The organism is Streptomyces sp. CRN 30 (assembly GCF_034105845.1).
This window is the reverse complement of sequence record NZ_JAVRHI010000400.1, coordinates 1-22053: the sequence shown is the minus strand read 5'-3', so window position 1 is coordinate 22053 and position 22053 is coordinate 1. Positions and strand designations below refer to the sequence as shown.

Annotated in this window: 17 protein-coding genes and 1 riboswitch; of the genes, 11 read left to right on the top strand and 6 right to left on the bottom strand. The window is 73.1% G+C overall.

Features of this window, described 5'->3' with window-relative positions:
- The first annotated feature begins 320 nt into the window (after window positions 1–320).
- Window positions 321–1409, top strand: coding sequence for a GTP-binding protein (locus tag UW392_RS43760; protein ID WP_320780968.1), 1089 nt, complete (start codon window positions 321–323; stop codon window positions 1407–1409).
- On the opposite strand, the gene UW392_RS43755 is transcribed toward UW392_RS43760, so the two are convergent.
- Window positions 1406–3862, bottom strand: coding sequence for a DNA topoisomerase IV subunit A (locus UW392_RS43755; RefSeq protein WP_320780887.1), 2457 nt, complete (start codon window positions 3860–3862; stop codon window positions 1406–1408). The genes UW392_RS43760 and UW392_RS43755 overlap by 4 nt on opposite strands.
- Window positions 3863–4257: 395 nt before the next feature.
- Between UW392_RS43755 and UW392_RS43750 the strand changes: the two genes are divergently transcribed.
- The 4 genes from UW392_RS43750 (at window position 4258) to UW392_RS43735 (ending at window position 9051) form a co-directional block, all read left to right on the top strand.
- Window positions 4258–5634, top strand: coding sequence for a pitrilysin family protein (locus UW392_RS43750; protein ID WP_320780886.1), 1377 nt, complete (start codon window positions 4258–4260; stop codon window positions 5632–5634).
- Complete coding sequence (locus tag UW392_RS43745) at window positions 5631–7019, top strand: pitrilysin family protein (protein WP_320780885.1); 1389 nt, start codon at window positions 5631–5633, stop codon at window positions 7017–7019. Before UW392_RS43750 ends, UW392_RS43745 begins: the two co-directional genes overlap by 4 nt.
- 191 nt (window positions 7020–7210) lie before the next feature.
- Window positions 7211–7374, top strand: a riboswitch (cyclic di-AMP (ydaO/yuaA leader).
- Window positions 7375–7386: 12 nt separating this feature from the next.
- The gene (locus UW392_RS43740) at window positions 7387–8151 is read left to right on the top strand and encodes a M23 family metallopeptidase (RefSeq protein WP_320780884.1); all 765 of its coding nucleotides are present in this window, start codon (window positions 7387–7389) and stop codon (window positions 8149–8151) included.
- 201 nt (window positions 8152–8352) lie between these two features.
- A complete protein-coding gene (locus UW392_RS43735; protein ID WP_320780883.1) occupies window positions 8353–9051 on the top strand; it encodes a GntR family transcriptional regulator in 699 nt (232 codons plus the stop codon).
- 173 nt (window positions 9052–9224) lie between these two features.
- On the opposite strand, the gene UW392_RS43730 is transcribed toward UW392_RS43735, so the two are convergent.
- On the bottom strand, window positions 9225–9515 hold the full coding sequence (locus UW392_RS43730) for an HPr family phosphocarrier protein (RefSeq protein ID WP_320780882.1): 291 nt from the start codon (window positions 9513–9515) through the stop codon (window positions 9225–9227).
- 173 nt (window positions 9516–9688) lie between these two features.
- Here UW392_RS43730 and UW392_RS43725 point away from each other — a divergent pair, with 173 nt between their 5' ends.
- The 4 genes from UW392_RS43725 to UW392_RS43710 all read left to right on the top strand — a co-directional run bounded on the left by UW392_RS43725 (window position 9689) and on the right by UW392_RS43710 (window position 15102).
- A complete protein-coding gene (locus UW392_RS43725; protein ID WP_320780881.1) occupies window positions 9689–12499 on the top strand; it encodes a GNAT family N-acetyltransferase in 2811 nt (936 codons plus the stop codon).
- Window positions 12500–12577: 78 nt separating this feature from the next.
- Window positions 12578–13174, top strand: coding sequence for a DUF5998 family protein (locus UW392_RS43720; protein ID WP_320780967.1), 597 nt, complete (start codon window positions 12578–12580; stop codon window positions 13172–13174).
- Window positions 13174–14412: an alkaline phosphatase family protein gene (locus UW392_RS43715; RefSeq protein WP_320780880.1), complete on the top strand. Its 1239-nt coding sequence runs from the start codon at window positions 13174–13176 to the stop codon at window positions 14410–14412. Before UW392_RS43720 ends, UW392_RS43715 begins: the two co-directional genes overlap by 1 nt.
- Before the next feature lie 39 nt (window positions 14413–14451).
- The gene (locus tag UW392_RS43710; protein WP_320780879.1) at window positions 14452–15102 is read left to right on the top strand and encodes a thymidine kinase; all 651 of its coding nucleotides are present in this window, start codon (window positions 14452–14454) and stop codon (window positions 15100–15102) included.
- 41 nt (window positions 15103–15143) lie between these two features.
- Here the strand turns inward: UW392_RS43710 and UW392_RS43705 are convergent, their stop codons facing one another.
- Window positions 15144–15953: a VOC family protein gene (locus tag UW392_RS43705; protein WP_320780878.1), complete on the bottom strand. Its 810-nt coding sequence runs from the start codon at window positions 15951–15953 to the stop codon at window positions 15144–15146.
- 147 nt (window positions 15954–16100) lie between these two features.
- Between UW392_RS43705 and UW392_RS43700 the strand changes: the two genes are divergently transcribed.
- Window positions 16101–16943 (top strand): sulfurtransferase, encoded by an 843-nt coding sequence (locus tag UW392_RS43700; RefSeq protein WP_320780877.1) that lies wholly within the window; start codon window positions 16101–16103, stop codon window positions 16941–16943.
- A 31-nt stretch (window positions 16944–16974) separates the two neighbouring features.
- Here UW392_RS43700 and sepH read toward each other — a convergent pair whose 3' ends face one another.
- Entirely contained in the window at window positions 16975–18021 is a 1047-nt protein-coding gene (gene sepH / locus UW392_RS43695) for a septation protein SepH (protein ID WP_320780876.1), read from the bottom strand.
- A 471-nt stretch (window positions 18022–18492) separates the two neighbouring features.
- On the opposite strand from sepH, the gene UW392_RS43690 reads away from it, so the two are divergent.
- Window positions 18493–19347 (top strand): hypothetical protein, encoded by an 855-nt coding sequence (locus UW392_RS43690; protein ID WP_320780875.1) that lies wholly within the window; start codon window positions 18493–18495, stop codon window positions 19345–19347.
- Here the strand turns inward: UW392_RS43690 and UW392_RS43685 are convergent.
- A complete protein-coding gene (locus UW392_RS43685) occupies window positions 19271–20590 on the bottom strand; it encodes a D-arabinono-1,4-lactone oxidase (protein ID WP_320780874.1) in 1320 nt (439 codons plus the stop codon). The genes UW392_RS43690 and UW392_RS43685 overlap by 77 nt on opposite strands.
- Window positions 20550–21788: an MFS transporter gene (locus UW392_RS43680; RefSeq protein ID WP_320780873.1), complete on the bottom strand. Its 1239-nt coding sequence runs from the start codon at window positions 21786–21788 to the stop codon at window positions 20550–20552. Before UW392_RS43680 ends, UW392_RS43685 begins: the two co-directional genes overlap by 41 nt.
- Window positions 21789–22053: the final 265 nt, after the last annotated feature.

Here is a 22053-nt window from a genome sequence, read left to right as displayed (position 1 = left end):
GTGCCGAGCGGCTCTGATCGGCAGGGAGGCGGAGAGGAGGCGCACGGAGGGAAGCGAGGGTCGCACGATCCGGCGCCTTCCCGGACGTCTGCCCCGTGCACGCTGCTAACAATCGTTCACTTCGCGGCGTTTCCGGCGGCTCGTGTCCGGCTCTTATCCTGGGGCGGCGCGCGCGTCCCGGTCCTGGCCGGACCTGCGCGGACGTACTCGCAGGCGTGGAGAAAGGCACCACCTTGGGGCACCCCTCGTATCCCCCGCACGACACGCTTCCCCCGGACCCCACGGGCACAACGGACCCCTCGCACCCCCCGACCCCCCAGATCCCGGTCGTCATCCTCGCCGGATTTCTCGGGTCCGGTAAGACCACGCTCCTCAACCACCTGCTCCATCGCTCCGGCGGCAGCCGGATCGGCGCGGTCGTCAACGACTTCGGTGCCATCGAGATCGACGCGATGGCCGTGGCCGGAGCGCTCGGGGACTCCACCGTCTCCCTCGGCAACGGCTGCCTGTGCTGCGCCGTGGACCCCGGTGAGCTGGACGTCTACCTGGAGCGGCTCGCCCGGCCCGAGACCGGCGTCGACGTCGTCGTCATCGAGGCCAGCGGCCTCGCCGAACCCCAGGAACTGGTGCGCATGCTGCTCACCAGCGAACTCACCGGCATCGTCTACGGCGGCCTGGTCGAGGTGGTCGACGCCGCCGAGTTCGACGCCACCCGGGCCCGGCACCCCGAGATCGACCGGCACCTCGCCCTCGCCGACCTCGTCGTCGTCAACAAGCTCGACCGCGCCGTCGACGGCGACCGCGTCCTGGACCTCGTCGGCTCGCTCACCGACCGCGCCGCCGTCGTCCCGGCCACCTACGGCCGGATCGACCCGGAGTTCCTGTTCGACTGCCGTCCCTCCGAGGAGCGGATCGGGCAGCTGTCCTTCGACGACCTGCACGACCCGCACGACGGGGAGGGCCGCGAGCACGAGCACGCCACCCACCTGCACGCCGCCTACGACAGCCTGTCCTTCGTCTCCGACGTGCCGCTCGACCCCCGCCGCCTGATGCGGTTCCTCGACAGCCGGTCCGAGGGCCTGTACCGGATCAAGGGGTACGTCGATCTCGGTCCGTACGACCCGCGCAACCGGTACCTCGTCCACGCCGTCGGACGGTTCCTGCGCTTCTACCCCGAGCCCTGGCCGGCTGACGGCGAGCGGCTGACCCAGCTGGTCCTCATCGGCTCCGGCATCGACGCACCCGCCCTCACCAGGGAACTCCAGGACTGCGCGCACCACGCCCCGCACGCCGACGAGCACGGCATGTGGGGCGTCCTGCGCTACGTACAGGGCGCCGAGGACCCCGACGAGCCCGAGGCGGACCCGGAGGACCCGGAGGAACCTGCGGAGCCGGGGTCCGCCGCCTAGGCCGGGCCCGCCACCACCGACACCGTCTTCGACAGGGACACTCCCGACCCGTCGCGGCGCGGGTCGATGTCCGGAAGCCGGACCGGCGAGCCGTTCTTCTGCGCGGCGTGGGCCGGTGCCGGGCCCGCCCAGGCCAGCGCCAGGCAGTCCTCGCCCTTGAGGAACCGCTGGCAGCGCACCCCGCCGGTGGCCCGGCCCTTGCGCGGGTACTGGTCGAACGGCGTCAGCTTCGCCGTCGTCTGCACCGAGTCGTCCAGCGTCCCGCGCGAACCCGCCACCGTGAACACCACCGCGTCCACCGCCGGGTCGACCGCCGTGAACGAGATGACCTTCGCGCCCTCGGTCAGCTTGATGCCGGCCACACCGCCCGCCGGCCGCCCCTGCGGACGCACCTGCGAGGCCTGGTAACGCAGCAGTTGGGCGTCGTCGGCGATGAAGACCAGGTCCTCCTCGCCGGTCCGCAGCTCGATCGCGCCGACGATCCGGTCCCCCTCCTTGAGGGTGATGACCTCCAGCTCGTCCTTGTTGGACGGGTAGTCCGGCACCACGCGCTTGACGATGCCCTGCTCCGTGCCGAGCGCGAGACCCGGCGAGGACTCGTCCAGCGTGGTCAGGCAGACGACCGTCTCGTCGTCCTCCAGGGAGACGAACTCCGCCAGCGGCGCGCCGCCCGCCAGGTTCGGCGTGGGCATCTCCGCGGGCAGCTGCGGCAGATCGACGACGTTGATCCGCAGCAGGCGCCCCGCGGAGGTCACCACGCCCACCTCGCCGCGGGCCGTGGCCGGCACCGCCGAGACGATCACGTCGTGCTTCACGCGCTTGCCGCCGCCGTCCGAGGCGAACGGCTCGCCGTTGACCGTACGGGCCAGCAGCCCGGTCGAGGACAGCAGCACCCGGCACGGGTCGTCCGCCACCTGCAGCGACACCGGCGTCACCGGGGAGGCCGACGACTCCAGCAGCACCGTACGGCGGTCGGTGCCGAACTTCTTGGACACCGCCGCCAGCTCCGCCGAGACCAGCTTGCGCAGCTCCGCGTCGGAGTCGAGGATCGCGGTCAGCTCGTCGATCTCGGCGTTCAGCCGGTCCTTCTCGGTCTCCAGCTCGATGCGGTCGAACCGGGTCAGCCGGCGCAGCGGCGTGTCGAGGATGTACTGCGTCTGCACGTCGCTCAGCGAGAAGCGCTCGATCAGCCGCTCCTTGGCCTGCGCGGAGTTGTCGGACGAGCGGATGAGGCGGATCACCTCGTCGATGTCGACGAGCGCGATGAGCAGGCCCTCGACCAGGTGCAGCCGGTCCCGCTTCTTGGTGCGGCGGAACTCGCTGCGCCGTCGCACGACGTCGAAGCGGTGGTCGAGATAGACCTCCAGGAGCTCCTTCAGCCCCAGGGTGAGGGGCTGGCCGTCCACCAGGGCGACGTTGTTGATGCCGAAGGACTCCTCCATCGGCGTCAGCTTGTAGAGCTGCTCCAGGACCGCCTCCGGCACGAAGCCGTTCTTGATCTCGATGACCAGGCGCAGGCCGTGCTCGCGGTCGGTGAGGTCCTTGACGTCCGCGATGCCCTGGAGCTTCTTCGAGCCGACCAGGTCCTTGATCTTGGCGATCACCTTCTCCGGGCCGACGGCGAAGGGCAGCTCGGTGACGACCAGGCCCTTGCGGCGGGCCGTCACCGGCTCCACCGACACCGTCGCGCGGATCTTGAACGTGCCGCGGCCGGTCGCGTAGGCGTCCCGGATGCCGGGCATGCCGACGATCCGGCCGCCGGTGGGCAGGTCGGGTCCGGGGACGTGCTTCATCAGCGTCTCCAGATCCGCGTTCGGATACCGGATCAGGTGACGGGCGGCGGCGATGACCTCGCGCAGGTTGTGCGGCGGCATGTTGGTGGCCATGCCGACCGCGATGCCGGAGGCCCCGTTGACCAGCAGGTTGGGGAAGGCGGCGGGCAGCGCCTGCGGCTCCTGCTCCTGGCCGTCGTAGTTCGGGGCGAAGTCGACGGTGTCCTCGTCGATCGACTCCGTCATCAGGCTGGTCGCCTCGGCCATCCGGCACTCGGTGTACCGCATGGCGGCCGGCGGGTCGTCGTTGCCCAGGGAGCCGAAGTTGCCGTGGCCGTCCACGAGCGGCACACGCATGGAGAACGGCTGGGCCATGCGCACCAGGGCGTCGTAGATCGACGCGTCGCCGTGCGGGTGGAGCTTGCCCATCACCTCGCCGACGACCCTCGCGCACTTGACGTAGCCGCGCTCGGGCCTGAGGCCCATCTCGTTCATCTGGTAGACGATGCGGCGGTGCACCGGCTTCAGTCCGTCGCGTGCGTCCGGCAGGGCACGGGAGTAGATGACCGAGTAGGCGTACTCCAGGAAGGAACCCTGCATCTCGTCGACGACGTCGATGTCGAGGATCTTCTCCTCGTACGGGTCGTCGGGCGGCGGGGTCTTCGTACTACGGCGGGCCATCGCTGCCGGCTCCTTGCTGAAGCGTGAACGGTGAACTGACGCGTCCATTGTGGACCGCGGCACTGACAGCGACCGACCAGGACCCGTTCGCGGGCTGCCCGGCCCGGTGCTGCCCGCAGGGTACGCCCTCGGTCCCGCCCGCCTCGCGCGCCCGCCCCGTCCACACCCGTCCCGGCCGTGGAAGTCAGCCCTCCGCACGGCGGCGCGCCCGGCGACCGCCCCGCGCGCGTGCTCGCTCTCGGCGTACGCGGACCGGGAACTCCACCGGCGGTCCGCGCGCTTGCATACAGTGGCAGGATCGGTAGGAATTCCGCAGTTCCGACCAGTGATGCGGTGGGGGCCGGTGATTCCGTCCACGGTCTCCGTCCACAGTTTCCGCGATCGAAGGGACGTACATGCCCATGGGTCACACGGCCACAGCCGAGGCAGGCTCCGGCGGCCTGACAGCGACCGAGCACCGCCTGGCCAACGGCCTGCGCGTGGTGCTCTCCGAGGACCACCTGACCCCGGTCGCAGCGGTGTGCCTCTGGTACGACGTCGGCTCCCGCCACGAGGTCGAGGGGCGTACCGGACTGGCCCACCTCTTCGAGCACCTGATGTTCCAGGGCTCCGCCCAGGTCAAGGGCAACGGCCACTTCGAACTGGTGCAGGGCGCCGGTGGCTCCCTCAACGGCACCACCAGTTTCGAGCGCACCAACTACTTCGAGACCATGCCCACCCACCAGCTGGAGCTCGCCCTCTGGCTGGAGGCCGACCGCATGGGCTCGCTGCTCTCCGCCCTCGACGAGGAGTCGATGGAGAACCAGCGGGACGTCGTCAAGAACGAGCGCCGCCAGCGCTACGACAACGTCCCCTACGGCACGGCGTTCGAGCGGCTCACCGCCCTCGCCTACCCGGAGGGCCACCCCTACCACCACACCCCGATCGGCTCCATGGCCGACCTGGACGCCGCCACCCTGGAGGACGCCCGCGCGTTCTTCCGCACCTACTACGCGCCGAACAACGCGGTGCTGTCGGTGGTCGGCGACATCGACCCGGAGCAGACGCTGGCCTGGGTCGAGAAGTACTTCGGCTCGATCGCCTCGCACGACGGCAAGCCCGCCCCCCGGGACGGCTCGCTGCTCGAGGTGATGGGCTCCCAGCTGCGCGAGGTCATCGAGGAAGAGGTCCCCGCGCGGGCGCTGATGGCCGCCTACCGCCTGCCGCACGACGGCACGCGCGAGGCCGACGCGGCCGACCTGGCCCTCACCGTCCTCGGCGGCGGCGAGTCCTCCCGCCTCTACAACCGGCTGGTGCGGCGCGACCGTACGGCCGTCGCGGCCGGGTTCGGTCTGCTGCGGCTCGCCGGCGCCCCGTCGCTGGGCTGGCTGGACGTGAAGACCTCCGGTGACGTCGAGGTGCCGGTCATCGAGGCCGCCATCGACGAGGAGCTGGCCCGGTTCGCCGAGGAGGGCCCCACCGCCGAGGAGATGGAGCGCGCCCAGGCCCAGCTGGAGCGCGAGTGGCTGGACCGGCTCGGCACGGTCGCCGGCCGCGCCGACGAACTCTGCCGGTACGCCGTCCTGTTCGGTGACCCGCAGCTGGCCCTGACGGCGGTCGGCCGCGTGCTGGAGGTGACCGCCGAGGAGGTCCAGGAGGTCGCCAAGGCCCGCCTGCGCCCCGACAACCGCGCGGTGCTCGTCTACGAGCCCACCGCCCCCGGAGCCGTCGAAGCCACCGAAGCCACCGAAGACAGCGAAGCCACCGAAGCCAGTGAGGAGGCGGCCCAGTGACCGAGCTCGCCACCATGGAGTTCCACCCCCGGCCGCAGGCGGGCGACGCCAAGCCCTGGGCCTTCCCCGCCCCCGAGCGCGGCACGCTCGGCAACGGCCTGACGGTGCTGCGCTGCGACCGCCCCGGCCAGCAGGTCGTCGCCGTGGAGGTCTTCCTCCAGGCCCCCCTGGAGGCCGAACCGGCCGGCCTCGACGGCGTCGCCACCATCATGGCGCGGGCCTTCTCCGAGGGCACCGACAAGCACTCCGCGGAGGAGTTCGCCGCCGAACTGGAGCGCTGCGGCGCCACCCTGGACGCCCACGCCGACCACCCCGGCGTACGGGTCAGTCTCGAAGTGCCCGTCTCCCGCCTGGCCAAGGCGCTCGGCCTGGTCGCCGACGCGCTGCGGGCCCCCGCCTTCGCGGACAGCGAGATCGAGCGCCTGGTACGCAACCGCCTCGACGAGATCCCGCACGAGATGGCCAACCCCTCGCGCCGGGCCGCCAAGGAACTCTCCAAGGAGCTGTTCCCGGCGGACTCCCGCATGTCGCGCCCGCGCCAGGGCAGCGAGGAGACCGTCTCCGGCATCGACTCCGCGGCCGTGCGCGCCTTCTACGAGAAGCACGTACGGCCCGCCACGGCCACCGCCGTGGTCGTCGGCGACCTCACCGGCACGGACCTCGACGCGCTCCTCGACGACACGCTCGGCTCCTGGACGGGGTCGGCCGCCGAGCCGCGCCCCGTGCCCCCGGTGACCTCCGACGACACCGGCCGCGTCGTCATCGTGGACCGCCCCGGCTCCGTGCAGACGCAGCTGCTGATCGGCCGCACCGGACCCGACCGGCACGACAGCGCGTGGCCCGCTCAGGTGCTCGGCACGTACTGCCTCGGCGGCACCCTGACCTCCCGTCTGGACCGCGTCCTGCGCGAGGAGAAGGGCTACACCTACGGCGTCCGGGCCTTCGGCCAGGTGCTGCGCTCCGCGCCCGACGGCACCGGTGCCGCGATGCTCGCCATCAGCGGCTCGGTGGACACCCCGAACACCGGTCCCGCCCTGGACGACCTGTGGAAGGTGCTGCGCACGCTCGCCGAGGGCGGTCTCACCGACGCCGAGCGCGACGTCGCCGTGCAGAACCTGGTGGGCGTGGCGCCGCTGAAGTACGAGACCGCGGCGGCCGTCGCGGGCACGCTGGCCGACCAGGTCGAGCAGCACCTGCCCGACGACTACCAGGCGACGCTGTACCGGCGGCTCGCCGACACCGGCACGGTGGAGGCCACCGCCGCGGTCGTCAACGCCTTCCCGGTGGACCGCCTGGTGACCGTGCTCGTCGGTGACGCGGCGCAGATCAAGGAGCCCGTGGAGGCACTCGGCATCGGTGAAGTCACCGTCGTCGCCGCCGAGTAGCGCCACGCGCGCGTGACGGCCCCGGTGACCGATGTGTCACCGGGGCCGCCTTATGCCCGGATTGGGGGAGAGGTTGCCTGTTCGCCCTGTGGGATACGCCTCAAAAACGATGATCCGTTTGGGAACGGGGAGCGCTCCCGCTTAGCTTCGTCCGGGCTGTCCGTCAGGCAGTGCGCCGCACCCGCGGCACCGGACAGTCATCGCCGAGTCCCCGTACGGCGCGAGCCAGGGGAGCCGGGGACCCATCCAAGTCCCTGGGGTGAATCGGACGCCCGCGCGTGAGCGAGGGGGTCCGTAGGAGACCTTCCTGCTCCGAACCCGTCAGCTAACCCGGTAGGCGAGAGGGAAGGAAAGGACCAGCCACTACATGGCGTTCACGCGCGCCACCGGGAAGCACCGTCGTCCCGGCCGGGTTCACCGCACCACCGTCCGCGCGGCGGGTGTCGCGACCCTCACCACCACCGGCGTCATCGGCACCCTCGCCGCTCCGGCGCTGGCCGCCACCCCGTCGCCCGAGGACACCGGCCTCACCCCGGTCGTCACCCTCGGCGACTCCGTGGCCGAGCAGATCGACGCGCAGGCCACCGCCCAGCGGCTGGCCGCCGAGGAGGCCGCCGCCGAGCGCAAGGCCGAGGAAGCCGCCCGCGAGCGGGCCGCCGAGGCCGCCGAGCAGGCCCGCGAGGACAAGGAGCGCGCCGCCCGCGCTGCCGAGCGCAAGCGCCTCAACACGTTCGTGGCGCCCAGCAGCGGCTCCTACGTCTCCACCTCGTACCGGGCCAGCAGCGGCCTGTGGTCCTCCGGCTCGCACACCGGCATCGACTTCCACGCCGCCTCCGGCACCACCGTGCACGCGGTCGGCGCCGGCACCGTCGTCGAGGCCGGCTGGGGTGGCGCGTACGGCAACCAGGTCGTGATCAAGATGCACGACGGTACGTACACGCAGTACGGCCACCTGTCGTCCATCGGCGTCTCCGTGGGCCAGACGGTCACCCCCGGCCAGCGGATCGCCCTCTCCGGCGCGACCGGCAACGTCACCGGGGCGCACCTGCACTTCGAGGCGCGCACCACCGCGGAGTACGGCTCGGACATCGACCCCGTGGCCTACCTCCGCTCCCACGGCGTCTCCGTCTGACGGCGCACGACCTCCCGAAAGCCCCGGCTCGCGAGCCGGGGCTTTCCGCATGTGACCCGCTTGTGGCCCGTAGGTGACCAAAAACAGCCAAGCAATCCGACCCGCCATCGGAAAGTGCGGCACATTGGAATAGCATCACTGAACACGCGTCAATCGTCGACGTTTCACGGGGATTAACAGCGGCTAAGGCGGAGGTCGGTCATGCGTATTCCGGCGCACTCGGTGTGCACGGCGATCCGGGACGACATCGTCGCCGGTGTCTACGAGCGCGGCAGCCGGCTCACCGAGGAACTGCTCGCGCGCCGCTACGGCGTCTCCCGCGTCCCCGTGCGCGAGGCCCTGCGGACCCTGGAGGCCGAGGGCTTCGTGGTGACCCGGCGGCACGCCGGCGCGTGCGTCGCGGAACCGACGGAGCAGGAGGCCGCCGATCTGCTGGAGATGCGGCTGCTGCTGGAGCCCCTCGGCGCCGCCCGCGCCGCGCAGCGCCGCACCGAGGCCCATCTGAAGGTGCTGCGGGGCCTGGTGCGCCTGGGGCAGGAGCGGGCCAGGCGGGGCAACAGCGACGACCTGCGCTCGCTGGGCGGCTGGTTCCACGAGACGCTCGCGCAGGCCGCGGGGAGCCCCGCGCTGACCTCGGCCCTGACCCAGCTGCGGCACCGCATCGCCTGGATGTACACGGTGGAGGCGCCGCCGGCCGGCCCGGTGGAGTCCTGGGCGGAGCACGGCGCGATCGTGGACGCGGTGGCCCGCGGCGACAGCGAGCGCGCCCGGTCGCTCACCGCGCTGCACACCGAGCGGTCGACGGCCTCGCACCGCCTGCGGCTGGCCCCGGGGGCGGAACGCGCGGAGCGTGTGAGGAACTCGCAACGTCCCGTAAACATGCCGAGCCTCCGGCATTAACACGGCCGCCGTATACAAAGAGAAGCAATTCGACGGGGTCATTTTCTGCTGCCCTTTTATTGTTCTCGCGGGCGCCGGAACAATTCCCGCGCACGGTGCGGTGCGGGGAAAAGAAGAAGCCGTACCGCCCCCGGAAAGGGACCGGCACGGCTCCGCCGTCGTACGCCCGTGGCTCAGACGGTCTCCGGAAGCTCCCCCAGCCCCTCGGCGACCAGCTTCGCCAGCCGGTCCAGGGCCGCGTCCGCGCCCTCGGCCTCCGAGGCGAGGATGATCTCCTCGCCGCCCTGGGCGCCCAGGCCCAGCACGGCCAGCATGGAGGCCGCGTTGACGGGAGTGACAGGGTCGCCGCCGGCCTTTGCGATCGTCACCGGGACGCCGGTGGCCGTGGCGGCCCGGACGAAGATGGAGGCGGGGCGGGCGTGGAGGCCCTCGGCCCAGCCGACGTTGACGCGGCGCTCAGCCATGTGTTGCTGCCCTTCAGCTGTTCAGGTTGTCTAGACCAGTTTTCCATACCGTACGGTGTGCCCCCGGGCACCCCGGCGACCCGGTCGCTCGCCGGGCGGCGGCCCGACGGTCCCCGGGGACTGCCCCAGACTGCCCCGCGCCGCACGCGGACGCGAGCCGTACGCTGGGCCCCATGGAGACCGCGTCGGACCGGCACGAGTACCCCGCCCACTGGGAGGCCGACGTGGTGCTGCGCGACGGCGGCACCGCGCGCGTGCGTCCCATCACCGCCGACGACGCCGAGCGCCTGGTCAGCTTCTACGAGCAGGTCTCGGACGAGTCCAAGTACTACCGCTTCTTCGCGCCCTACCCCCGGCTGTCCGCCAAGGACGTCCACCGCTTCACCCACCACGACTTCGTGGACCGGGTCGGCCTCGCGGCCACGGTGGGCGGCGAGTTCATCGCCACCGTGCGCTACGACCGGATCGGCGCCGACGGCACCCCCGCGCACGCCCCGGCCGACGAGGCCGAGGTCGCCTTCCTCGTCCAGGACGCCCACCAGGGCCGCGGCGTCGCCTCCGCGCTCCTCGAACACATCGCCGCGGTCGCCCGGGAGCGCGGCATCCGCCGCTTCGCCGCCGAGGTGCTCCCCGCCAACACCAAGATGATCAAGGTGTTCACGGACGCCGGGTACACCCAGAAGCGCAGCTTCGAGGACGGCGTCGTCCGCCTGGAGTTCGGCCTCGCGCCCACCGGCCGCTCGCTCGCCGTGCAGTACGCGCGCGAACAGCGCGCCGAGGGCCGCTCCGTGCAGCGGCTGCTCACCCCCGGCTCGGTCGCCGTCATCGGCGTCGGCCGCACCCCCGGCGGCGTCGGCCGGGCTGTCCTCGGCAACATCCGGGACGCCGGCTTCACCGGCCGGCTGTACGCCGTGAACCGGGCCTTCGACAAGGAGCGCGAGGAAGTGGACGGCGTACCCGCCCACCGCTCCGTCCAGGAGATCGACGGCCCCGTGGACCTCGCGGTCGTCGCCGTCCCCGCCGGGCAGGTCGACGAGGTCGTCACCGAGTGCGGCCGGCACGGGGTGCGGGGCCTGGTCGTGATCTCCGCCGGGTACGCCGAGAGCGGTCCCGAGGGACGCGAACGCCAGCGCGCCCTCGTGCGGCATGCGCGCGCGTACGGCATGCGGATCATCGGGCCCAACGCCTTCGGGGTCGTCAACACCTCGCCCGCCGTGCGGCTCAACGCCTCCCTCGCCCCCGAGATGCCGCGCCCCGGCCGGATCGGTCTGTTCGCCCAGTCCGGCGCGATCGGCATCGCCCTGCTCTCCCGGCTGCACCGGCGCGGCGGCGGCGTCACCGGCGTGACCGGCGTCTCGACGTTCGTCTCCTCCGGCAACCGGGCCGACGTCTCCGGCAACGACGTCATGCAGTACTGGTACGACGACCCCGGCACCGACGTCGTGCTCATGTACCTGGAGTCCATCGGCAACCCCCGCAAGTTCACCCGCCTCGCGCGCCGTACGGCGGCCGTCAAACCGCTGGTCGTCGTCCAGGGCGCCCGGCACGGCGGCACGGCACCGCAGGGCCACCCCGTACGCGCCACCCGGCTGCCGCACGCCACGGTCTCCGCCCTGCTGCGGCAGGCCGGGGTGATCCGCGTCGACACGATCACCGAACTGGTCGACGCGGGCCTGCTGCTCGCCCGGCAGCCGCTGCCCGCCGGGGGACGCGTGGCGATCCTCGGCAACTCCGAGTCGCTCGGCCTGCTGACCCACGACGCGTGTCTCTCCGAGGGCCTGCGCCCGCTGCCGCCGCGGGACCTGACCACGGCGGCCTCCCCGGCGGACTTCCGCGCGGCGCTCGCCCGCGCCCTGGCCGACGACGACTGCGACGCCGTGGTGGTGACGGCGATACCGGCCGTCGGCGAGGGGGCGGCGGGAGACGCCGCACTCGCCGAGGCCCTCCGGTCGGCCGCCGCGGCGGCTCCCGCCAAGCCCGTCCTCGTCGTTCACGTCGAACTGGGCGGCCTCGCGGAAGCCCTCTCGGCGGCGACCAGCACGGCACCGCCGACCGCCCTCGCCGACGCCCTGCCCGCTCCGGCCGACGCCCCGGCCCCCGTCGGCACCCCGCCCGACGGCACCCACCTCATCCCCGCCTACCCCGCCGCCGAACGCGCCGTCCGCGCGCTCGCGCACGCCGTCGCCTACGCCCGGTGGCGGCACGACACCGCCGAACCGGGCAAGGTGCCGGAGTACGACGACGTCGACGAGAAGGGCGCCGCCGACCTCATCGGCGGCCTCCTCGCGCGCGGGGAGAGCCTCACCCTCGGCCCCCGGGACACCTGCGAGCTGCTCGGCCACTACGGCGTCCGCGTCCACCGCGCGCTGCCCGCCCCCACCCCCGACGAGGCCGTCGCCGCCGCCCGTACCCTCGGCTGGCCCGTCGCCCTGAAGGCCACCGCCCCCCACCTGCGCCACCGCGCGGACCTCGGCGGCGTACGCCTCGACCTGGCGGACGAGGAACAACTGCGCCGGGCGTACGAGGAGTTGACCGAGTTGTTCGGGTCGCCCGTCGAGCTGCGGCCGGTCGTGCAGGCCATGGCACCGCGCGGGGTCGACACGGTCGTCCGCGCCGTCATCGACCCGGCGGCCGGGGCCGTGCTCTCCTTCGGGCTCGCCGGAGCCGCCACCCAGCTGCTCGGCGACACGGCGCACCGACTGGTCCCGGTCACCGACCGGGACGCGGCTTCGCTCATCCGTTCGATACGGACGGCTCCGCTCCTCTTCGGCTGGCGCGGCTCGGACCCCGTGGACACCGCCGCCCTGGAGGAACTGCTCCAGCGCGTCTCCCGCCTCGTCGACGACCACCCCGAGGTCGTCGCCGTCACGCTGGAGCCGGTGGTCGTCGCCCCGCGCGGCCTCAGCGTCCTCGGCGCCTCCGTACGCCTCGCACCGCCGCCCGCCAGGGACGACCTCGGCCCCCGCACCCTCCCCGCGTACTGACCGCCCCGCGGCACACCCCTTCGCGGCGGGCGCCCGCACCGTCACTGCCGTCCCGTGCAGTCAGTGGGTCCCCGTAGGATGGACGACATGGCCAAGACCAGTACGACGACCCAGGGGCTGCGTGCGGCGATCGAGCGCAGCGGCTACTACCCGGCCCTCGTGGCCGAGGCGGTGGAGGCCGCCGTGGGCGGCGAGCCCATCCGGTCGTACCTGGTCCACCAGGAGACCACCTTCGACCAGAACGAAGTACGGCGGCACGTCACCGTGCTGGTCCTCACCGGCAACCGCTTCATCGTCAGCCACACCGACGAGCAGGCCGCCGACGACACCTCCCCCTCGCCCTACGCCACGACGTCCACGGAGTCCGTCCGCATCGGCCGGATCTCGTCCGTCGTCGTCAGCCGGGTCGTCGCCAACCCCGAGCAGTACACGCCGGGCACGCTGCCCCGCGAGATCGTGCTGACCATCGGCTGGGGCGCCGTCTCCCGCATCGACCTGGAGCCCGCCGCCTGCGGCGACCCCAACTGCGAGGCCGACCACGGCTACACGGGCAGCTCGACCGCCGACGACCTCAGCCTGCGCGTCAGCGAGGCCGGCGACGGACCGGAGACCGTGCGGCAGGCCCTCGCCTTCGCCCAGGCCCTCTCCGAGGCGACCGCGGACACCGCGCGCTGATGTCCCACCCGTCTCCCAGAGCCGCCCACGACCGAGGGCACTTCGCGCCCGTCCCCACCGGCTGGGACGCCGACCCCGAACCCCTGCCCCTCGCCTCCGCGCCCGTCCCGGAGTACGGCAGCGGCTCCCTCGCCGACCTGCTGCCCACGCTGGCCGCCGGCATGGAGGTCCCCGGCACGACCGCCTCGATCACCGAACTGACCCCCGCCGACCGCACCTGCGTCTTCCTGATCGACGGCCTCGGCTGGGAGCAGCTCCGCGCCCACCCCGAGTACGCGCCGTTCATGACGTCGCTCCTCGACAGCTCGCGCGGCGGCACCGGCCGCCCGATCACCGCCGGCTTCCCGGCGACCACCGCGACCTCGCTGGCCTCCGTCGGCACCGGACTGCCGCCCGGCGCCCACGGCCTGCCCGGCTACAGCGCCCGCAACCCCGCCACCGGCGAGCTGATGAACCAGCTGCGCTGGCAGCCGTGGACCGACCCGCACGTGTGGCAGCCGCACCCCACCGTCTTCCAGCTCGCCCACGACGCCGGGGTCCGCGCCGTACAGGTCTCCGCGCCGAACTTCCAGAACACCCCGCTGACCAAGGTCGCGCTCAGCGGCGGCACCTTCCTCGGCCGGCTCTCCGGCGAGGAGCGCATGGACCTGGCCGCCGAGCAGCTCGCCGCCGCCGACCGGGCCCTCGTCTACACCTACTACTCGGAGGTCGACGGCGCCGGCCACCGCTTCGGCGTCGACTCCGACGAGTGGCGCGGCCGGCTCAGCCACGTCGACCGGCTCGTCCAGCGCCTGGCCGAGCAACTGCCGCGCCGCAGCGCGCTCTACGTCACCGCCGACCACGGCATGGTCGACGTGCCGTTCGGCGAGGAGCACCGCATCGACTTCGACGAGGACTGGGAGCTGAGCGCCGGCGTCGCCCTCCTCGGCGGCGAGGGCCGCGCCCGCCACGTCTACGCCGTCCCCGGCGCCCGCAACGACGTCCTCACCTGCTGGCGCGAGGTGATCGGCGAGCAGTTCTGGGTGGCCTCGCGCGACGAGGCGATCGAGGCGGGCTGGTTCGGACCGCACGTCGACGACCGGGTCCGTCCCCGCATCGGCGACGTCGTCGCCGCCGCCCGCGACGACGTCCTGCTCATCGCCTCCGAGCGGGAGCCGAAGGAGTCGGCGATGGTCGGCAACCACGGCTCGATGACCCCCGCCGAACAACTGGTCCCGCTCCTCGAAGCACGTTCCTGACCTCCCGTTTCCCCTGCTGTGAAAGGTGCTCGACCGACCATGCCCGAGCTGGTGTTCTTCTCCGGAACGATGGACTGCGGGAAGTCGACCCTGGCTCTCCAGATGGAGCACAACCGCTCGGCACGCGGCCTGGTCGGCATGATCTTCACCCGGGACGACCGCGCCGGCGAGGGCAAGCTCTCCTCCCGGCTCGGCCTGGTCACCGACGCGGTCGAGGTGGAGGACGGCACCGACCTCTACGCGTACCTCGTCGACCACCTCTCGCAGGGCGGCCGCGCGGACTACGTGATCGCCGACGAGGCGCAGTTCCTGGCGCCTGAGCAGATCGACCAGCTCGCCCGCGCGGTCGACGACCTCGACCTCGACGTGTACGCGTTCGGCATCACCACCGACTTCCGCTCCAAACTCTTCCCCGGCTCCCAGCGCCTGGTCGAACTCGCCGACCGGGTCGAGGTCCTCCAGGTCGAGGCCCTGTGCTGGTGCGGCGCCCGCGCCACCCACAACGCCCGTACGGTGGGCGGCGCGATGGTCGTCGAGGGCGCCCAGGTCGTCGTGGGCGACGTCAACCAGTCGCTCGACGAGGTCGGTTACGAGGTCCTGTGCCGGCGCCACCACCGGCGCCGGATGACGAGCGCCTCGGCACACGCGGCGGCCCTCTCCCCGGACGTCCTGCCGGTCACCCAGGGCTGACGCCCGGACCCGCACCCGCCGAACCGCCGACCGCCTACCGCCTACCGCGCCCGGCTCTGCAACAGCGCGAACCGCGCCCCCTCCGGGTCCGCCACCCTCGCCACCCGCCCCCGCGGCGTGTCCCGCACCGGCTCCAGGACATGCCCGCCCAGCTCGGTGAGGAGCCGCACCGAGGCGTCCGCGTCGGCCGTCTCGAAGTACGTCACCCAGTGCGGCCCCCGGTCGCGGGGGAGCGCGTCGCCGACGCCCCGGACCCCGGCGACGGGACGGCCGTCGACGTGCAGCGTCACGTAGTCCCGGTCGGCGGCGGCCACCGCCTTCTGCGCGTGCCCGAACGCCGTCTCGTAGAACTTCGCGACGGACGCCGACTCATAGGTGACCAGTTCGTTCCAGGCGGGGGTGCCCGGCACGCCGGTGACGGCGGTGCCGAGGTGGGCCGCCGCCTGCCAGATGCCGAAGACGGCACCGGCCGGATCGGAGGCGATCGCCATGCGCCCGGCGTCGGCCGCGTCGAGCGGTCCCACCCCGACCGTCCCGCCGCACAGCCGGACCGCGTCGGCCGTGCGGTCCACGTCGTCGGAGGCGAGGTACGGCGTCCACGCCACGGGAAGGTGCCGGTCCGGCGGCAGCTGCCCGATGCCCGCCACCTCGTTCCCGTCCAGCACGGCCCGTACGTACGGTCCGAGCTGCTGAGGGCCGGGCCTGAACTCCCAGCCGAACAGCGCCCCGTAGAACGCCTGGGTCGCTTCCGGTCCGTGCACCATGAGACTCACCCAGCAGGGGGTGCCGGGCGCGCGCCGGGTGTTCTGGTCGCCGTCGCGGTCGGCGGCCGGTCCCCGTGACTCGGTCATCGTCGCTCTTCTCCGCACGCTGGTTGACGGGTGTCGACAGGCTGTACAGAACGTGCCCGTTCCCGTACACCTCGTGATCGGTACTGTCCGGCGGGCAGATTAACCCGACAGCGATCCGTCGGCCAGCCGGTGCGCCAGGATGGGGGCATGAACGTCATCATCTCCGCGTCCGACCTCGGCCACGACCTGTCGGGCGACGACCCGCCGGTGCTGCTCGACATCCGCTGGCGGCTGACCACGCCCGGCGCGCCGCCGTTCGACGGCCGGGCCGAGTACGCCGCGGGCCACCTGCCCGGCGCGGTCCACGTCGAGCTGGACCGGGAGCTGGCCTCCGCGCCCGGTGCCGGCGGCCGTCATCCGCTGCCGGACCTCGACGTGTTCGGCGCCGCGATGCGCCGGGCGGGCGTGTCGGCCGGACGGCCGGTCGTCGTGTACGACGGCGGACAGGGCTGGGCGGCGGCCCGCGCCTGGTGGCTGCTGCGCTGGACGGGCCACCCGGACGTACGGGTCCTCGACGGCGGACTGGCGGCCTGGGAGGGGCCGCTCACGACCGACGAGCCGCGTCCGGCGCGGGGCGACTTCGAGCCGGTACCGGCGGCGACCGGCCTGCTCGACGCGGACGCGGCCGGTGCGCTGGCCGTGTCCGGGCTGCTGCTGGACGCCCGCGCGGGGGAGCGTTACCGGGGCGAGGTCGAGCCGATCGACCCGGTCGGCGGCCACATCCCGGGCGCCGTGTCGGCCCCGACGGCCGAGAACGTGACGGCGGACGGCCTGTTCCTGCCCGCCGCCGAACTGCGGGCCCGTTTCGAGAAGCTGGGCGCCACCGGCGAGAACGCGGTGGGCGTGTACTGCGGCTCGGGCGTGTCGGCGGCCCACGAGGTACTGGCCCTGGCGGTGGCGGGCATCCCCGCCGACCTGTACGTCGGGTCCTGGTCCCAGTGGTCGGCGGATCCGGAGCGACCGGTCGCCACCGGACCTGACCCGAGCTGAGGACCGGGCGGAGTGGACGCCGTACCGGCGTCTACTCCTGCTTCTTGCGCCGCGTGCCGAACACGATCTCGTCCCAGCTCGGGACCGCCGCGCGGCGCCCGGGGCGGACGCCGTCGGCCTCGGCCTGGCGGTCGGTGGTGCCGGTGAGCCGGTCGCGGTGGCTCGTGACCGAGCGCGGCATGAGCACGTCGGCGTAGGCCGAGCCGGCCCCGGCGGACGCCGCGGGGGCCGGGGGCTCCTCGGCCTCCGGCTCCTCCACCGGCTCCTCGACGGGTTCCGGCGCGACGGACGGACGCTCGGGCACGACCAGGTCGCCCCGGAAACTCGGCACCGCCTCCAGCAGGCTGGTCAGCGAGTCCCGGTCACCGGCACTCTCCTCGGCGGCCGGCTCCGGCGGTGCGGGCAGGCTCGGCCGCTCCCGGTCGCCTGGCCGGTCCAGCGGACGGTCGCGGGGCAGCCGGGCGATGCGCGGGACGAAGGGGAAGCTGGGCTCGGGCGCGGCGAGGTCGTCGGACTCGCCGATCAGCGCGCGCGCCTCGTCGTCGACGGCCTGGACCAGCCGCCGGGGCGGGTCGTAGGTCCAGCTCGCCGAGTGCGGTTCGCCCGCGACCAGGTAGACCAGCAGGACCTCCCAGGTGCCGTCGTCGCGGCGCCAGGAGTCCCACTGGACGGTGTCCTTGTCGGCGCCGCGCAGCAGCAGCCGCTCCTGGACGGCCTCGCCGAGCGGCGGGCCGGAGTTCTCGCCGGGGCGGCGGACGGGGGTCTTGCGGGCCCGCTCGGCCATGAAGGCGCGCTCGGCGAGGACGGGTCCCTCGAACCGGCGTACGCGGTCGACCGGGATACCGGCCATCTGGGCGACCTCTTCCGCGGTCGCACCGGCTCGTATCCGCGCCTGGATGTCACGGGGGCGGAGATGGCTCTCCACCTCGATCTCGATCTGGCCGAGGCGGGGACGGTCGCCGCGTACGGCGGCGCGGAGACGCTCGTCGATCGGAAGCGTGTACTCCGTCGAGTCGGCAGCCTTCAGCACCAGCCGTGTGCCGTCATTCGAGACGGCCACGACACGCAGTTCGGGCATGGGGACCTCCCGGGTGGTGCCTGCCGACGTCACGTGCGTCGCTGCTTCCGCTCTGTCGAGTGTGGCCTGCCCGGGTGCAGCCTGCCACAACCTTGCCGAGTTGCCCGGCGTGTCGGGCGCGGGCCCAGGAACGCCGTTATGGCACGGTTACCTGTTCGCAACGCTGAGTGATCATATCGGTCACCCAGTGCAACTAGCCCCCTCCCGGCGGTCCTTGCCGGGTCTGTTCTCCCTGACGGGAGTCCGGACCCAGGGCTCGCAACAGTACTCCATTCGGGCCACGTGCGTGGATCGGCGCGCCGTCCGATTTCCCCCGCAAGAGGGTCGTCCGGCCCCTTGCGGCTCCCTGCCGTGATCGTCCGGGTGGCGTACTTCACGCAATCACCAGAAACGGAACTAAAGGTTTCGTCCGTACGTCCCCTTCTCGTGCAGTTGTTGGCCCATGTTCGAAAAGACAGGTAAGGACCGGTGATGCGGGAAAGGTCCGACGATGCGCGCGGGCGGATCGATCTGAGCGTGCCGCAGGTCGCGGGGAGCGCGCTGGCGGCCGTGATCGCCGCCAAGCTCGCCTCGTCCTTCGGCGTCTACGGCACGATCCTCGGCGCGGGAGTGGTCAGTATCGTCGCCACCTGCGGTGGCACGCTCTTCCAGCACTTCTTCCGGCGCACCGGGGAGCAGTTGAAGGAGCGGCGCACCGCGGAACAGCCGAGGGTCACCGTGGCCGCGGCCGGCGCGGCGACCGCGACCGGCACGCGCGTGGCGCCCGGTCCGGGCGAGTTCGGCGAGGGCACGGTCTACCGCGCGCGCGTCAAGAGCTGGAAGCGGCCGCTGATCGCCGCCGCCGTCGTCTTCGGCGTCACCATGGGCGGCATCACCACCTACGAACTGGTCTCGGGCCACAACCTGAGCGGCGGCGGCAGCACGACCGTGCGCGACGCGCTGTCCGGCCACAGCGGCTCGTCCTCCGGCTCGGACGACTCCGGCACCGACACCGGTGACACCGACGGCGGCGACTCGTCGCCGTCCGCGGACCCGGACGGGTCGGCCGGCTCCGGTTCCGACGCCGGCTCCCCGACGGCCACCCCGTCCGGCTCGGCGGGCACCGGGGAGGACGGCACCTCGTCGGACGACGGCACCGCCGAAGACTCCACCGGGAGCGAGGAGGGCGGTACGTCGGCCACCCCGACGCCCACCCCGAGCACCGGCGACGGGCAGGACACCGGGGCCACCGCGGACCCGGGGGAGTCGGCTACGACCCCAGGATCCTCCGCAGATGGTCGTTCCGGAACCGGCGATCAGGATCAAGACGATCCCGCAGCGCCGTGAACTCGCCGAAGCGCGGGTACACCCGGGAGAGGTACTCCGCGTCCCGGGTGTGCAGCTTCCCCCAGTGCGGCCGGCCCTCGTGCGCGGTGAAGATCTGCTCGGCGGCGGTGAAGTAGGACCGGAACGGCGTGCCGCGGAACATGTGGACGGCGATGTACGCGGTGTCCCGGCCGGAGGCGGTGGAGAGCGTGATGTCGTCGGCCGGGGCGGTGCGCACCTCCACCGGGAAGCTGATCCGCAGCCGCGACCGGTCCACCATCGCCTTCAGCTCGCGCAGCGTCCCGACGACGGCCTCGCGCGCGACGGCGTACTCCATCTCCACGAACCGCACTCTGCGCGGTGACGTGAAGACCTTGTACGGGATGTCCGTGTAGGTGCGCGCGGACAGCGCCCTGCTGGAGACCCGGGCGAGCGCCGGGATCGTGGCGGGCGCGGCGCGGCCGACCCAGTTGGCCGCCTGGAAGACGCCGTTGGAGAGGAACTCGTCCTCGTAGAGACCGCGCAGCCGGCCCACCGGCCGTTCCGGGCCCGCGCTGCGGTTGTTGCGTTTGGTGTTGGTGTTGCCCGTGTGCGGGAACCAGTAGAACTCGAAGTGCTCGTTCTCCGCCCACAGTTCGTCGAAGCGGGCGAGCACCGTGTCCAGCGGCATCGGTTCCTCGCGGGCCGTGAGCAGGAAGAGCGGCTCCACGGCGAAGGTGATCGCGGTGACGACGCCCAGCGCGCCGAGGCCGACGCGGGCCGCCGCGAAGACCTCCGGGTGCTGCTTCTCCGAGCAGGTCAGCACGGAGCCGTCGGCGGTGACCAGCTCAAGTCCACGGATCTGGGCGGCGATGGAGGCGGAGTCGCGGCCCGTGCCGTGGGTGCCGGTGCCGGTCGCCCCGGAGACGGTCTGCTCCATGATGTCGCCCATGTTGGCCAGCGACAGGCCCTCCCGCGCGAGCGCCAGGTTGAGCCGCCTGAGCGGGGTGCCGGCTTCCACCGTGACGGTCATCGCGTCCCGGTCGACCCGGCGGATGCCGGTCAGCAGGTGCGGACGTATCAGCAGGCCGTCGGTGGCCGCTATGGCCGTGAACGAGTGCCCGGCGCCGACGGCCTTGACCGGCAGGCCGTCCTCGGCGGCCCGGCGCACGGCGGCGGCCAGTTCCTCGACGGAGGCGGGGGCGGCCTCCCGCGCGGGGCGCGAGCGGACCGTGCCGCCCCAGTTACGCCATGTGCCGTTCCTGCCGCTCGCTGTGGTGCTCAACGACGCCTCCCCGACCCGCGGCCGGCCGCTTCAGCCGGCGGAACCCGAGGAAACCGACCGCCAGCGCGACGGCCCCGGCCACCGCCGGAACCCCGTACCCAGCGCGCGCCCCCGCCGCGTCGATCACCCAGCCGCCCACGGAGGAGCCGAGCGCGACGCCGACCGCGAGGCCGGTGCTCACCCAGGTCATGCCCTCGGTGAGCCGTGCGCGTGGTACGTGCTCTTCGATGAGGGACATCGTCGTGATCATCGTCGGAGCGATGGACAGACCCGCCACGAACAGCGCCACGGCCAGAGACGGCAGGTTTCCGACCAGTAGGAGTGGGATCATACTCACGGCCATCGCGCAGACACCCAGCAGCCAGCGGCGTTCCGGCGGTCCCGCGAAGCGCATCAGCCCGAAGACCATGCCCGCCACGCACGACCCCGCCGCGTAGACGGCGAGGACCAGGCTCGCGGCGGCCTTGTGGCCCTCCTCCTCGGCGAACGCCACGGTGACCACGTCGATCGACCCGAAGACCGCGCCGGCGGCCACGAACGTGCTCACGAAGACCCGCAGCCCGCGGGAGCGCAGGGCGCTGCCGCCGCCGCGCTGCTCACGCGGGTGCGGCACCGGCTCGGTGGCGCGCTGCGCGGTCAGCCAGAAGACGCCGACGGCCAGGAAGCAGGCGGCCAGCATCGGTCCCGCCTCCGGGAACCAGGCCGTGCTCAGGCCGATGGAGATGATCGGCCCGAAGATGAAGCAGACCTCGTCGACGACCGATTCGAAGCTGTACGCGGTGTGCAGCTGCGGGGTGCCCCGGTACAGGGCCGCCCAGCGGGAGCGGACCATCGCGCCCACGCTCGGCACGCAGCCGATGCCGACGCACGCCACGAACAGCACCCAGTCCGGCCAGCGGTAGTGCGCCGCGAGCAGCAGCAGTGTCGCCGCGCTCAGCGAGACCAGCGTCGCCGGGCGCAGCACCCGCCGCTGCCCGTACTGGTCCACCAGCCGCGAGACCTGCGGCCCGCACACGGCGGCGGCCAGCGCGATGGTGGCCGAGAGCGCGCCGGCCAGCCCGTACCGCCCGGTGAGCTGCGACACCATGGTCACCACGCCGATGCCCATCATCGACAGCGGCATCCGGCCGAGGAAGCCCGCGGCGGAGAAACGCCTGGAGCCGGGGGCGGCGAACAGGGCGCTGTAGGGGCTGGGCAACGGGGTCTCCGAATGCGGCTCGGCTCGGTGCGCCCGGGTGAGGGCACAGCGGAACGCGGTGCGGGTGTGCCACACGCGCGGTAAGGCGCGAACGCAGCCGACATAGCTTACCGGCCGCCGGGCGTTCCCGCACCAGTGCGGATCAGGCCGCGATCAGACCGCGGCGGTACGGACTCCGCCACGCGCGCGTGGCGGATCGGCGGGCACGCGCGGGTGGCGGTCCGGGGCACGCGCGCGTGGCGGACGGGCGGGGCACCCGCGCGTG